Origin of the sequence: Modestobacter sp. VKM Ac-2982 (genome assembly GCF_026967935.1) — a bacterium.
Lineage (GTDB): Bacteria > Actinomycetota > Actinomycetes > Mycobacteriales > Geodermatophilaceae > Modestobacter.
The window spans coordinates 325,827-339,248 of the sequence record NZ_JAPVBL010000002.1 but is presented as its reverse complement, the minus strand read 5'-3'; the positions used below and the strand labels follow the sequence as shown (position 1 = coordinate 339,248).

Sequence of the window (13,422 nt, the reverse complement as noted above, 5' to 3'; positions counted from 1 at the left end):
CGTGAGCACCGTGGACAGCGGTGCCGGGGTGCAGGCCGCCGCCGACCTGGTGGCCGGCCTGCCCCCGGCACCGGCGGCCTGGTGCACCGGGCTGCGCAAGCAGTACCGCAAGCACCTGGCCGTCGAGGACGTGTCGCTGCAGGTGGGCCGGGGCGAGATCGTCGGGCTGCTCGGGCCCAACGGCGCGGGCAAGACCACCGTGATCAAGATGCTGCTCGGCCTGGTCCGCCCGGACGCCGGCGAGGCGATGCTGCTCGGGCAGCGCTCCGCCGACCCGGCCGCCCGCGCCCGGGTGGGCTACCTGCCGGAGCTCTTCCGCTACCAGCCCTGGCTCACCGCGGCCGAGGTGCTGGCGCTGCACGCCCGGCTCTCCGGCGCCGGGGTGCCCGCCGCCGAGCAGCGGGAGTGCCTGGCGCTGGTCGGCCTGTCCGGCCGGGGCGACGACCGGGTGGGCGGGTTCTCCAAGGGCATGCAGCAGCGGCTGGGCCTGGCGGTCGCGCTGGTGGGCCGGCCGGAGTTCGTGGTGCTGGACGAGCCGACCAGCGCCCTGGACCCGCTGGGCCGCGCCGACGTGCGCGACATCGTGCTGGACCTGCGGTCCCGGGGTGTCGCGGTGCTGCTCAACTCGCACCTGATCGGTGAGGTCGAGCGGGTCTGCGACCGGGTCGTCGTCCTGGACCGCGGCCGGGTCGCCGCCTCCGGCACCCTCGCCGAACTGCTCGGCCAGCGGGAGGTGCGGCTGCACCTGACCGACCTCTCCCCCGCCGCGCAACAGCGGCTCGCCGCCCTCGGCCGGGTCGACCGGGAGGGCGAGTGGTCCACCGTCGCCTTGGCCGACGACGACGGGACGGCGGTGCCCGACCTGGTGCGTGACCTGGTCTCCCTCGGGGTGCGGGTGCACGCGGTCGAGCCGGTGCGGATCAGCCTGGAGGAGCGCCTGCTCGGCATCCTGCGGGACGGCGCCGCGAGCCGTGCGGCGGGCCCGTCGTGAGCACGGCCCGGACGGTGCTGACCATCGCCGCGCTCACCCTGCGCGAGGCCTCCCGCCGGCGGGTGCTGTTCGCGCTCGTCGCCCTCACCGTCGGGCTGCTGGCGCTGAGCAGCTGGGGCTTCTCCCGGCTGGCGGCCGAGTCGCTGACCAGCGGCGAGGCCCGGCTGACCGCCTCGATCCTGCTCAACCTGGTGATGTTCGGCTACAGCCTGGTCGCCGCGCTGGGCACCGCCTTCCTGGCCGGCCCGACGCTGTCCGGGGAGACCGAGTCGGGCATCGCGCTGTCCATGCTCGCCCGGCCGATCCGCCGCTCGGCCTTCCTGCTGGGCAAGTGGCTGGGGCTGGTGGCGTTCGGCAGCGGCTTCGTCGTGCTCGCCGGGCTGGCGCAGGTCCTCGTCGTCCGGGTGACGGTCGACTACTGGCCGCCGGCGCCGGCGACCGCGCTGGCGCTGCTCGCCGCCCAGACCGTGGTGCTGCTGACCCTCACCGTGCTGCTGGCGACCGTCATCTCGCCGATGGCCTCGGGCGTGGTGGCGGTCGGCCTGTTCTGCACGACCTGGGTGGCCGGGGTGGTGGGTGCGATCGGCGAGGCCCTGGGCAACGACGCCGTCGGCCGGGTGGGGAGCGTGTCGCGGGTGCTGCTGCCCACCGACGGGCTCTGGCGCGGGGCGATGAACGCCTTCCAGGACCCGTCGGCGATCCTCCAGTTCGGCGGCGCCGACGAGGGCGCCGGGGCGTTCCCGTTCCTCAGCACGGCGCCGCTGACCGCCACCTACCTGGGCTGGGCGGTGCTGTGGGTGGTCATGGTGTGGGCGCTGGCCGCGATGTCCTTCGTCCGCCGCGACCTCTGATGGCCGACCTCCGCGCGGTCGTCCTGGCGCTGCCGTTCCGGGGCACCTGGCGGGTGGAGAACAGCCCGGCGCGGCGGGTGCCGAGCCACGGCACGCACCTGTTCGCCACCACGTACGCCATCGACTTCACCGCCGTGCGGGGACGGCGGACGGCGACCACCCGCGACTGGCGGTCGCTGCTGGGCACGGAGCCGGTGGACCGGTTCGTCGGCTTCGGGCAGCCGGTGCTGGCCCCGGCGACCGGGCGGGTGGTGTCGGTGCACGACGGCGAGTCGGACGGCGTGGCGCGCCGCTCGCAGGCCGCCCGGGTGCCCTACGCCCTGACCCAGGCGAGCCGGGCCCGCGGCGGCGCCCTGGCCGGCAACCACGTGGTGCTCGAGCTGGAACCCGGGGGCGCCCACGTCGTGCTGGCCCACCTGCGCGAGGGGTCGCTGCAGGTGCGCCCCGGCGATCTGGTGACGGCCGGGCAGCAGCTGGCCGAGTGCGGCAACTCGGGCAACTCCACCCAGCCGCACGTGCACGTCCAGGCGATGGACGCAGCCGACCCGTTCACCGCGCGCGGGCTGCCGCTGGCCTTCCGCGACCACCGGTCCTGGCCCCGCGACGGGGGCCCGCCGGTCGTCGTCCCGCTGGGCGTCCCCGCGGAGGGCGCGGTCGTCGAGCCGGTGTGACGCCGGCTCACCAGCTGCCGCCGCCCCCTCCCCCGGCCGCGCCGCCCACGTAGGTCGAGCCGGTCCCGCTGCCCGCGGTCGCCGGCGGGGAGAGCGCCGGGTTGTCCGGGGCGGAGAACGCCAGCAGCGCCGGCCACACGCCGATGTACCCGGCACCGTGCGCGGGCACGTACCAGGCGGGGGTGGCGCCGGGGCCGGCCGCCTGCACCGCGGTGGTCCACTCCTCCGCCACCCCCAGGGCCACCGCGTGCGGCAGGTACCGGACCCGGAGGTCGGTGCGCGCCGCACCGGCGAGGTCGGCCAGCTGGTCCGCGTCGGCGGACCACGGCCCGTCGGAGGTGGCGAGCTGGTCGCGGAACGCGGCCGCCCGCTCGTGCACCTGGGCGCCCTCCGGGGTGCGCTGCGGCATCCGCCCGGCCAGCCCCAGCAGGACCAGCCCGGCCAGGACGACGCCGGTGCCGGCCAGCGCCCAGGTGCTGGTGACGGCCAGGACGACGGTCAGCACGACGCCGGCGACGAGCACCCCGGTGCCGAGGGCGTACCAACGTCGCCGGACCGCGGCGGGGTCGGCGCGGAACCAGCCCAGCTCCACCACGTCCCGGTACATCGCCGCGCACGCCCGGCTCTCCACGGCCGCGAACCGCGACTGCAGGTCCGACAGCAGCACGACCTCACCGTCGGCGAAGACGTCGTCGAGGAGCTGCTGCTCGTAGGGGCGGAGCCCTCGCGGGTCGGCCGGCGTGCGGACCAGCCGCCAGTCCGGGGGGACGTCGGTGTCCGGCTCGTCGTCAGCGGGCTCCACGGCGACCTCCTCGATCCGGAGCTGCCCGCGGACGGCCAGGTCCAGGAGGGTGGCGAGGACCTCGTGCCGCTGGGCGCGACCGTCGAGCACGGTGCCCAGCTGGGCCGGCCGGGCGTCGTGTGGCGGGGTGAGCTGCGGCGCCCGCGGACCCGATCTGGCCGGGCGGCTCCGCCGGGCCCGCAGCAGCGGCGGGACGACGAGGAGCAGCAGCCCGCCGACGGCCAGCCCCGCGGTCGCCGGGCTGAGGCGGAATGCCTGCGCCGGGCTGAACGTCTCCTCGAGCACCGGCTCCGCGCCGGCGAAGGTGCCCGCCGGGTAGGTGGCGCTCACCGTCACGCCCTCCCCCGGGTCGAGCCCGCCGGCCTCCCCGCGCACCGCACCGACGGCCTCGACGTCCATGGGGCAGGCGATCAGGGCGTCGTCCGTGCCGACCACGCAGTCCCCCGCGACCGGCGCTGCGCCCGCCGGGCCGGTCAGCCGGACGTCGACCTGCTCGATCGGCACCTCCCAGCCGGTGCCGACGGCGTTCCAGGCCACCCGGTCGCCGTCGTCCCCCGGGTCGGCGACGCCGGCGACCCGGTAGCGGAGCACGTAGGTGTGCTCGCCGGTGACCTCGGTGTCCTCGTCCCCGACCCGGACGGTCAGCACGCCGTCCTCGCTGGTGACCTCGGTGTCCGCGGGGGCGCCCGTGGGGCTCTGCACGACGACGTCGCTGATCGGGTAGAGCCGGTCGCGGGTCTGCTCGTAGGGCGCGCGCTCGGGGATCAGCCGCTCGATCCCGTGCCGCTCCTCGTCGCCGAAGTCGTAGGCGATCGTCTCCTCGACCTCCAGCGAGCCGTCGGCGTCGGCCACCAGGTCGACCTCGTAGGAGCGGATGGCCTCGGCCTCGCCGTCGTCCGTGCACCCCGCCAGCAGCAGGGCCGGGAACACCAGCCCGGCCACCCCGGCCGCTGTCCGCCGTCCGTCCGCGCTCATGTCGCACCGTCCTCGTCGACCGCCGTTGTGCGGAGTCTCCCGGACGTCCGGGAGGTCCGGGCACGAGGCGCGGCCGGGCCGTCGGAGAACTGTCGGCACCCCCTGCTGGCATGGCCGGGTACGCCACAGCACACACGCATCCACCGGAGGCTGTCGATGAGGATCGTCGTCACCACCCCGACCGGGCACGTGGGCTCCCGCGTGGTCCGGCTGCTCCTGCAGGCCGGGCGGCGGCCCACCCTGCTGCTGCGCTCCCCGGAGAAGCTCGACCCGCAGACGCGGGAGCTGGTCGACCTCGTGGTCGGTGACCAGGACGACCTGGACACCGTGCTGCGGGCGACCGAGGGCGCGGACGCCCTCTACTGGGTCGATCCACCGACGCTGGACGACGACCCGGTCGCCACGTCCACCCGGATGGGCGCGGTCGCCGCACACGCGGTGCGGGAGAACCAGGTGTCCCGGGTCGTGTTCCAGAGCAGCGTCGGCGCCGAGAAGCGGCACGGCGTGGGGCAGATCGACGGGCTCGCGCGCACCGAGGAGCAGCTGGAGGAGACCGGCGCCCCGGTGCTCCACCTGCGCTGCGGGTACTTCTTCACCAACCTGCTGTCCGACCTCGACGGGCTGCGGGAGGGCGTGCTGCGCACCACCATGCCGATCGACCGGCCGATGCCCTGGGTCGACCCCCGGGACATCGGGGAGGTGGCGGTGGCCAACCTGCTGTCCCCGGGCTGGTCCGGCCGGCGGGTGCTCGCCGTGCACGGGCCGACAGACCTCACCTTCGAGACCGTGGCCGGCATCGTGGCTGCGGTCACCGGCCGGCGGGTCCGGGCGGAGCAGATCGGCGACGACGACCTGCGCGCCGGCCTCCGGGCGGCGGGGCTGTCCGAGGCCCAGGTCGAGGGGTTCGTCGGGATGGGCCGCGGCTTGCGGGAGGACTTCATGCCGGCTGATCCCCGTTCGGTGCTCACCACGACGCCGACCACGCTGCGCTCCTGGGCCGTCGAGCAGCTGGCGCCGCACCTCTGAGCCGACGCTGCTGCGACTGGCAGCTCCCGGGATCGGACGTAGCCTCGGTGGGGTGAGTCTCGCACCGGCACCGACCCTCAGCCTGGACCATCGCTTCGCCCGGGAGCTGCCGGAGCTGGCCGTCGCCTGGCAGGCCGACGACGCCCCGGATCCCCGGCTGCTCCTGCTCAACGAGCCGTTGGCCGCCGAGCTCGGGCTCGACCCCGCCACGCTGCGGACCGCCGAGGGGCTGCGCCTGCTGGTCGGCACCGCCGTCCCGGCCGGGGCCACCCCCGTCGCCCAGGGCTACGCCGGGCACCAGTTCGGTGGCTTCGTCCCGCGGCTGGGCGACGGCCGGGCGCTGCTGCTCGGCGAGCTGACCGACGTGGCGGGCCGGCTGCGCGACCTGCACCTCAAGGGCTCGGGGCGCACCCCGTTCGCCCGCGGCGGCGACGGGCTGGCCGCGGTCGGCCCGATGCTGCGCGAGTACGTGATCAGCGAGGCGATGCACGCCCTCGGCATCCCCACCACGCGTTCCCTGGCCGTGGTCGCGACCGGGCGCTCGGTGCGCCGGGAGACGCTGCTGCCCGGCGCCGTCCTGGCCCGGGTGGCGAGCAGCCACCTGCGGGTGGGCAGCTTCCAGTACGCCCGGGTCAGCGGGGACGCCGAGCTGCTGCGCCGGCTCGCCGACCACGCGATCAGCCGGCACCACCCGGACGCCGCGCAGGCCGAGAACCCGTACCTCGCGCTCTTCGCCGCGGTGGTCACCGCCCAGGCCGAGCTGGTGGCCCGGTGGATGCAGGTCGGGTTCGTGCACGGCGTGATGAACACCGACAACGTGACCATCTCCGGCGAGACGATCGACTACGGGCCGTGCGCCTTCCTGGAGGCCCACGACCCGGCCACGGTGTACAGCTCGATCGACACCGGCGGGCGCTACGCCTACGGCAACCAGCCGATCGTCGCCGAGTGGGACCTCGCCCGGCTCGCCGAGGCCCTGCTGCCGCTGTTCGCCGAGGACCAGGAGCGCGCGATCGAGCTGGCGGTGGCGGCTCTGGGCGAGTTCCGGCCGCAGTACGACGCAGCCTGGTCGGCCGGGATGCGGGCCAAGCTGGGCCTGCCCGACGGGCTGGACGACGCGGTGGCCGCGCCGCTGGTCGAGGAGTTCCTCGGCCTGCTCCAGGCCGGCCACGTCGACCACACGTCGGCGTTTCGGCTGCTCGGCGCCGCCGCCCGCGGCGACGTCGACCCGGTCCGCAACCTCTCCCTGGACCTGGCCTCGTTCGACGCGTGGTCGGAGCGCTGGCGCGCACTGGCCCCGGACGCCGACGCCATGGACCGGGTCAACCCGCTCTACATCCCGCGCAACCACCTCGTCGAGGAGGCGCTCACCGCGGCGACCGCAGGCGACCTCGCCCCGCTCGGTCCCCTGCTCGACGCCGTGACCCACCCGTACGCCGAGCGCCCGGGCCTGGAGCGGTACGCCACCCCCGCCCCCGCCGACTTCGGCGCCACCTACCAGACCTTCTGCGGCACCTGACCCAGCACCACCAAAATGGCCATTGTGGTGGTCGAGCCCGGCCGTCCCAACCACCAGAATGGCCATTTTGGTGGGTCAGGGGTCGGTGGTCAGGCGGGCCAGTTCGACGACGGCGGCGACCAGCTGGTCGCCGTCCAGCAGGACGGCGTCGTTGTGGTCGGCGCCGGGCACCTCGACCGTGCGGTGCAGCTGCCCGGCGGCAGCGGCCACCGCTCTGCTCTGCTCCGGCGGCACGATCGAGTCGGCGGTGCCGAGGACGACGGTGGTGGGCTCCTCGACCCGGGAGACCAGCTCTTCCACCGGGTAGCGGTCCCGCAGCAGCAACCGGACCGGCAGGAACGGGTAGTGCTCGCTGCCGACGGCGGCCAGGTCGACGAACGGTGAGCGCAGCACCAGCCCGGCCGGCGGGTGCGCGACGGCCAGCTCGGTGACGACGCCGGCGCCCAGGCTCTCCCCGTAGTAGAGGAGCCGCTCGGCGGGGACCCCGCCGTCGGTCAGCAGCCAGTCGCGCGCCGCGCGGACGTCCAGGGCCAACCCGGCCTCGCTCGGGCTGCCCGGGTTGCCGCCGTACCCGCGGTAGTCGAACAGGAGCACCCCCAGCCCCGCGTCCGACAGCGCCCGGGCCAGCGGGGCCCGCACCCCGCGGTGACCGCCGTTGCCGTTGGCCACGAGCACGGCCGGGGCGTCGGCCGTGGCGCCGGGCACGAACCACGCGCCGAGGGTCAGCCCGTCCGCAGTGGTCAGCTCGACGTCCCGGCCACCGGGGAGGACGTCAGCGGCGGCCGGCACCGGGCCGTCGTCGGGCAGGTACACCAGCCGGCGTTGGAACGTCCACAGCAGGCCGACCACCACGACCAGCACGATCGCACCGATCAACGCGGCCCGGAGCACCGACCGCAGCACCACCCCATGGTGGCGCGCTGCCGGCGGCCGGGCCAGCGCCGTCTAGCGGTAGTTGACGTGCGGGTGGTCGAAGTGGTTCGCCGTCACGCTGCCCCGGTCCTCCATCTGCTTCCAGGAGCCGCCGGGCGAGGAGAGCATCCGCTGCTCCCAGATGATGTAGTCGACGCCGAGCGCGGCCCAGTTGGCCACGTGGTAGGCGACGATCGCGTCACCGAGGGCGGCGTTGGACATGACCATGTAGTCCACCGCCAGCCCCGACGGGTGACCGTGCGGGTCGGCAGCGCTGGGCCGGGTGCCGCCCAGGGTGATCGAGCCGGCGCCGGGCACGTTGCTGACCACGGCGTTCGCGGCGGCCTGCGCCTGCGGCTTGATCGGTCCGGCGGAGTTGCTGATCTTCGCGGTCGCGGTCACCGCGGTGCCGGAGCTCGAGGGCGCCGCGGCGGAGGGCTTGGCCGCGGTCCCGGCCCGGGCCGGAGCGGCGGCGGCTGACTGCGCCTCGGCCTCAGCAGCGGCGGCCTCGGCGGCGACCCGAGCGGCCTCGGCCTCAGCGGCGGCCGCGGCCTCGGCGGCGAGGCGTGCTGCCTCCGCCTCCGCTGCCTGCTGGTCGAGCACGGCCTGGTCGGCCGCGGCCTGGGCCTGCTGGGCGGCGGTCTGCTCGGCCTCCCGGGTGGCCCGGCTGGCTGCCAGCTCCTCGAGCGGCCGGAGGTCCTCGGTCCCGTCGACGGCGCCGGACTCGGCGGCCAGCCCCAGCTGCGCGGCGACGCTCACCGGCTCCGAGGCCACGGGGTCGGCCTGGGCCGCCGGGCCGGCGCCCACGACGACGTTGACCAGGACGGCACCGGCCGCCGCGACGGCGAGGTAGAGCCCGGGCCGGCGGACGCCGGCCGGCGGACGCCGGCGGCTGGTGGAGCTGGAGGTGGTGGTGCGGGCGCGCATGGGCAGGAGTGCTCCGTACAGGTGTCTTCCGATGGCCGCCTACCAGGTCAGCTGACGGGTTCGGGCGGGAAGCAGCCCTACCCTGCCCGGACTCCTCGTCCGGGCGCGGGATTCACCCCAGTGGTGCGGTGGGTCCCCGGCTCGCCCCGGAGGGCGACTCGGCGGCGTCCGGTCGGGCTCCCCGGGTGGGGACGTGGCGACCGACTGGACCCGGCAAACCTAACGGCGTTATGTAGTCGTGACAATCCGTCGCCCGCATTTCATCGGGTGACGGTGGTCGCGTCACTCTCCGGACACACCCGTCCCATCCGTCACCACCGGCGGTCCTCGGTCAAGGCACCGGCAGCTCGACGACGGACCGGCTCCCGCCCCCGGCCGCGGTGGCCGCCCAGGCCTCCTCGACCCGCGCCAGCGGGAGGACGGCGTGCTCCACGCGGAGCTGCCCGGCCGCGGCGTGCCGCAGCACCGCGGTCAGCGCGGCGGCCCGCTGCTCGCCGGTGAGCGCGTTGTTGGTGTAGCCGAGCACGTCGATGCTCCGGCTGCGCAGCACGGCGGAGGAGAACTCGGCGGCGTCCCCGGCCGCGCCACCCAGGTTGACCAGCCGCCCACCGGGCGCCAGCACCGAGCACGCCGCCGCGGCCACGGCACCGAACACCGGGTCGACGACGAGGTCGACGTCCGAGCCGACCGTCTGCCGGATACGGGCAGCCAGGTCGCCGCCGTCCCCGGTGAGGACGACGTCCTCGGCGCCGGCCTGGCGGGCACGGTCCGCTGCGGACGGCGAGCGGCAGACCCCGACCACCCGCCCGGCCCCCAGCGCGCGGGCGGCCCCCAGCGCGGCCTGGCCGACTGCACCCCCGGCACCGAGCACCAGCACCCGCTCCCCCGGCTGCAACCGGCCGCGCCAGGTCAACGCCATCCAGCCGGCGACGGCCGACAGCCCCAGCGCTGCCACGACCGGGTCGGGCAGGTCCCCGGCGAGCGGGACGACGTCGGCGTCCGGCACGCCGCAGAGCTCGCCCAGGCTGCCATCGCCCGGGCTCATGCCCGCGGAGGTGGCGAACCAGACCCGGGTGCCGGGCGCCAGCACCGCCGACGACACCACGACCCCCACCCCCTGCACGCCGGGCACGTAGGGGACGGCCGGGCGGCCGAAGTACGACGTCCCGGAGGCGCAGAGCAGGTCCAGCGGCACGATCGGTGCGGCGGTCACCCGGACCAGGGTCCGGCCCTCGCCGGGCACCGGGTCCGGGTGCTCCGCGAGGGCCGGTGTCTCGCCCGGCCGGGTCAGGACGGCGGCGCGCACCGGCTCAGGTCGCGATGTCGGGGTAGGGCATGGAGATGTGCTCCATCGCCTTGCCGTAGGCGCGCTGGTACTCCATCGGCCCGTGGTCGCGCTCGAAGAGCGCGATGAAGAGGGTGAGCGTCAGGAACGGGTGCGCGCCCATCTCGAACAGTGCGACGTGGTCGTGCTCGGCCAGCGCCCGCCGTTCGGCGTCGGTGAAGGCCAGCCAGGTGGTCTTCTCCGCCGGGATGCAGTTCAGGACGGTGTTGGCCATCTCGGCCTCCCACCAGGTGACCGTGCCGGCCGGGTCCTCCCGGTAGCGCTCGGTCAGCTCCGGGTCCCGGTCCACGGTGTAGAGGAACTTGTCCAGCAGGTACTTGCTCATGCCGACACCCCGCTGCCGCTCGGGACCCCGTTGGGGTACCAGGTGAAGTAGGCCTCCATGGTGTGGAACAGGTCCAGGGTGTCCACGTGGTCGGCCTTCGCGCCCTCCCCGGCCACGCCCATCATCAGCATGAAGTCCATGAACCCGTGGGTGGCGTTGCCCGGGTGGTGCAGGGACTCCAGGGAGACCTCGGCCAGGCAGCCCTCGATGTCACCGCTGGCGATCCACTCGACGGCCTTGCGGTCGAACTCCGGGTCCGGCCCGTGCTCACCGAACTGCCGCGGCCCGCCGAGTTCCAGGGACAGGTGCCCGGTGCCGATCACCGCCACCCGCTTGTCGCTCTCCCAGGACTCGACCATCTCCCGGATCGCCCGGCCCAGCTGCACGAACCGCTTGGGCTGCGGCAGCGGCGGGGCGAAGATGTTGGTGTAGATCGGCACGATCGGCAGGTCCGCCTGCGGGCGCAGCGTGATGATCGGGCAGGTGATGCTGTGGTCGATCCGCAGCTCGTTGCTGAACGCCAGGTCGAAGTCCCGGTCCAGCCCGTCCCGCAGCAGGTGCGCCGCCAGGTCCTCCTCACCGCGCAACGTCATCTTCGGCAGCCCGAACTCCCGCTCCTCGTTGTGGAAGTTGGCGTCGAAGAACGGCGCCTTGCCCACCAGGAACTGCGGCATGTTGTCCAGCCACAGCTGGTGGAAGTGGTCGCTGCCGACCATCACCAGGACGTCGGGCTCCGCGCGGGTGAGCGTCTCCCGGAACGCCTCGATCTTCGCCACCCACTCGTCGGCGAACGGCGGCCGGTCCGCACCGGTGGCCGTGCTCGCCCGGTAGTAGAAGGGGTGGTGGGTGGACGCGATGACCGCGGCCAGTTCAGCCATGACTGTCTCCGTTGAGGTCAGGGACGTACGGGTCGGGGGCGACGGACCGGTTGTTGAGGTCCACGGACAGGAAGACGTCGTTGGCGACCGGGTGCCGCAGCTCCTCGGCCAGCTGCCCGATCAGCCCGGCCGTGCGGGCGAGCAGGGCGAAGCCGCGGAGCAGCTCCAGCGGCAGGCCCAGGTCGGCCAGCGCCGCACCGCACACCCCGGCCCCGTTGAGCGGCAGGGTCTTGCCGAGCACCTGGGGGTGGACCCGGCCGATCGCGGCGAACAGCGACAGGTGCGGGCCGAACAGCCCCTCCTCGGTCGCGATCTCGAACAGCCGGGGGGTGCGCGGGTCGCCGTCCTTGTGCACGTGGTGGCCGAGCCCGGGGACGAAGCGCCGCGCCGCCCGCTGGGCGGTCACCGTCTCCAGGGCCAGGCCGTCCCAGCCCGCGTCGTCGGTCGGCAGCGCGCCGTCCACGCCCTTCAGCACGTCGTCCAGGAAGCGGCCGGAGTCCTCGGTGACGCCGAGGAACCGGGAGCCACCGCCGAGCAGGCCGGCGGCGAGCGCCCCCTGCACCGAGTCCGGTGCCGACAGGTAGGTGAGCCGGGTGACGATCGCGGTCGGGGTGAAGCCGTGGTCGGCGAGCGCGGCCAGCACCGCCTCGAAGACCCGGGTCTCCCCCGGCGTGGGCCGCCGCTGGGTGGCCAGCCAGAAGGCCAGCTCGCCGAAGCCGACGGTGCCCATGACGTCGCGGGCCAGGTCGGTGCCCAGCAGCGTGATCGACTCGCGGCTGGAGGCGCCCAGCGCGGTCGGGTACTCGGGGGTGGTCACGCGTCCTCCTCGGTGGCCAGCCACCGTCGCAGCTCGGCACCGTGCTCGTCCAGGGCCGGCGGCGGCAGCCGGTAGTCGGCCGGGGTCTCGGAGAAGGTGATCGGGTGGCGGACCGAGGGGACTGCCGCCTCGCCCTCCCCCACGGTCACCACCGGGTCCAGGCCGATCGACTCGGCGAAGGCCACCCCCTGGTCGACGGTGTTGATCGGCCCGCAGGGCACGCCCGCGGCGATGATGTCGTCGAACCAGTCCCGCTTGGACCGGGTGCTGAGCCGCTCGACCAGCAGCGGGCGCAGCTCGTCCCGGTTGGCCGTGCGGTCCTCGTTGCGGGCGAACCGCGGGTCGTCGGCGAGCTCGGGCACGCCGAGCACCTCGACCAGCCGGCGGAACTGGCCGTTGTTGCCGGCGGTGATGATCAGGTCGCCGTCGGCGCACGGGAGCGGCTCGTAGGGGAACAGGCTCGGGTGGCTGTTGCCCATCCGGAACGGGACGACGCCACCGGCGACGACGGCGCTGGCGTGGTTGACCAGCCCGGACAGGGCGGAGGACAGCAGGTTGACCTCGACGTGCTGGCCGCGACCGGTCTCGTGCCGGACGTTCAGCGCCGAGAGCACGCCGATGGTGGCGTGCAGGCCGGCCATGACGTCGAAGACGGAGATGCCGGCCCGGAACGGCTCGCCCTCGGGGTCGCCGGTGAGGCTCATCAGGCCGGAGATCGCCTGCACGATCAGGTCGTACCCCGGGAGCGGCGCTCCGGCCGGCCCGCTGCCGAAGCCGGTGATCGACGCGTAGACGACGCCGGGGTTCGTCGCGCTGACCGTCGCGTAGTCCAGGCCGAAGCGGCCCAGCCCGCCGGTCTTGAAGTTCTCGATGACGATGTCGGCGCGCCGGGCCAGCTCCTGGGCCGCGGCGGCGTCGTCGGGGTCCTTGAGGTCCAGGGCGATGGACCGCTTGTTGCGGTTCACGCCCAGGTAGTAGGTCGAGACGCCCTCGCGCACCGGCGGCTGCCAGCTGCGGGTGTCGTCGCCGGCGGGGCTCTCCACCTTGACCACCTCGGCCCCCATGTCGGCCAGCAGCATGCTGGCGTAGGGCCCGGCGAGGACCCGGGAGAAGTCGGCCACCAGCAGGCCGGAGAGCGGCCCCCGGCCCGGCGAGCTGCCGGGCGGCAGTGGGTGTTCGGTCATCGGGTGTGGCCCCTCGAGCGGTGTTTCGCCGTCAAGCGGACGGGCGTCCGGAACTGCGTCGAGTCTCACCACCGCGCAGCGTCACTGTCAACTACAAGCGAGCCTCCGAGGCCCGCCTTGACATGTGGCCGCGATCACCCCGAGAGTGGGACGGTCGCCAGGCTGACCGTTCTGCGGACAATCGTCCGCAACAGTCCCG

13 protein-coding genes and 1 riboswitch are annotated in these 13,422 nt (G+C 74.9%); of the genes, 5 read left to right on the top strand and 8 right to left on the bottom strand.

Annotation, left to right across the window (positions count from 1 at the left end; all coding sequences use genetic code 11):
• The first annotated feature begins 1 nt into the window (after position 1).
• The 3 genes from O2W20_RS08555 to O2W20_RS08545 are packed head-to-tail and all read left to right on the top strand — an operon-like array spanning position 2 to position 2,513.
• Entirely contained in the window at positions 2 to 991 is a 990-nt protein-coding gene (locus tag O2W20_RS08555) for an ABC transporter ATP-binding protein (protein ID WP_269173062.1), read from the top strand.
• The gene (locus O2W20_RS08550; protein ID WP_269173063.1) at positions 988 to 1,842 is read left to right on the top strand and encodes an ABC transporter permease subunit; all 855 of its coding nucleotides are present in this window, start codon (positions 988 to 990) and stop codon (positions 1,840 to 1,842) included. Before O2W20_RS08555 ends, O2W20_RS08550 begins: the two co-directional genes overlap by 4 nt.
• Positions 1,842 to 2,513, top strand: coding sequence for a M23 family metallopeptidase (locus O2W20_RS08545; protein ID WP_269173064.1), 672 nt, complete (start codon positions 1,842 to 1,844; stop codon positions 2,511 to 2,513). The genes O2W20_RS08550 and O2W20_RS08545 overlap by 1 nt, the downstream gene beginning before the upstream one ends.
• 7 nt (positions 2,514 to 2,520) lie before the next feature.
• Here O2W20_RS08545 and O2W20_RS08540 read toward each other — a convergent pair whose 3' ends face one another.
• Positions 2,521 to 4,290 carry a DUF2207 domain-containing protein gene (locus O2W20_RS08540; protein ID WP_269173065.1) on the bottom strand — a complete coding sequence of 590 codons (1,770 nt, stop codon included), beginning with the start codon at positions 4,288 to 4,290 and terminating at the stop codon, positions 2,521 to 2,523.
• A 156-nt stretch (positions 4,291 to 4,446) separates the two neighbouring features.
• Here O2W20_RS08540 and O2W20_RS08535 point away from each other — a divergent pair, with 156 nt between their 5' ends.
• Both O2W20_RS08535 and O2W20_RS08530 read left to right on the top strand, forming a co-directional pair.
• Positions 4,447 to 5,316, top strand: a complete 870-nt coding sequence (locus O2W20_RS08535) for an NmrA family NAD(P)-binding protein (RefSeq protein WP_269173066.1) — start codon at positions 4,447 to 4,449, stop codon at positions 5,314 to 5,316.
• A gap of 52 nt (positions 5,317 to 5,368) precedes the next feature.
• Complete coding sequence (locus O2W20_RS08530) at positions 5,369 to 6,835, top strand: protein adenylyltransferase SelO (protein ID WP_269173067.1); 1,467 nt, start codon at positions 5,369 to 5,371, stop codon at positions 6,833 to 6,835.
• 75 nt (positions 6,836 to 6,910) lie between these two features.
• On the opposite strand, the gene O2W20_RS08525 is transcribed toward O2W20_RS08530, so the two are convergent.
• The 7 genes from O2W20_RS08525 to O2W20_RS08495 form a co-directional block, all read right to left on the bottom strand.
• Positions 6,911 to 7,738: an alpha/beta hydrolase gene (locus O2W20_RS08525; protein ID WP_269173068.1), complete on the bottom strand. Its 828-nt coding sequence runs from the start codon at positions 7,736 to 7,738 to the stop codon at positions 6,911 to 6,913.
• Between the two features lie 42 nt (positions 7,739 to 7,780).
• On the bottom strand, positions 7,781 to 8,674 hold the full coding sequence (locus tag O2W20_RS08520) for a hypothetical protein (RefSeq protein ID WP_269173069.1): 894 nt from the start codon (positions 8,672 to 8,674) through the stop codon (positions 7,781 to 7,783).
• A gap of 21 nt (positions 8,675 to 8,695) precedes the next feature.
• Positions 8,696 to 8,848: riboswitch (cyclic di-AMP (ydaO/yuaA leader) on the bottom strand.
• 157 nt (positions 8,849 to 9,005) lie between these two features.
• Positions 9,006 to 9,980, bottom strand: a complete 975-nt coding sequence (locus O2W20_RS08515) for a quinone oxidoreductase family protein (protein ID WP_269173070.1) — start codon at positions 9,978 to 9,980, stop codon at positions 9,006 to 9,008.
• Between the two features lie 4 nt (positions 9,981 to 9,984).
• On the bottom strand, positions 9,985 to 10,344 hold the full coding sequence (locus tag O2W20_RS08510; RefSeq protein ID WP_269173071.1) for a hypothetical protein: 360 nt from the start codon (positions 10,342 to 10,344) through the stop codon (positions 9,985 to 9,987).
• Positions 10,341 to 11,222, bottom strand: a complete 882-nt coding sequence (locus tag O2W20_RS08505) for an extradiol ring-cleavage dioxygenase (protein WP_269171469.1) — start codon at positions 11,220 to 11,222, stop codon at positions 10,341 to 10,343. Before O2W20_RS08505 ends, O2W20_RS08510 begins: the two co-directional genes overlap by 4 nt.
• A complete protein-coding gene (locus tag O2W20_RS08500; protein WP_269173072.1) occupies positions 11,215 to 12,039 on the bottom strand; it encodes a citryl-CoA lyase in 825 nt (274 codons plus the stop codon). The genes O2W20_RS08505 and O2W20_RS08500 overlap by 8 nt, the downstream gene beginning before the upstream one ends.
• A complete protein-coding gene (locus O2W20_RS08495; protein ID WP_269173073.1) occupies positions 12,036 to 13,223 on the bottom strand; it encodes a CaiB/BaiF CoA transferase family protein in 1,188 nt (395 codons plus the stop codon). Before O2W20_RS08495 ends, O2W20_RS08500 begins: the two co-directional genes overlap by 4 nt.
• Positions 13,224 to 13,422 lie beyond the last annotated feature (199 nt).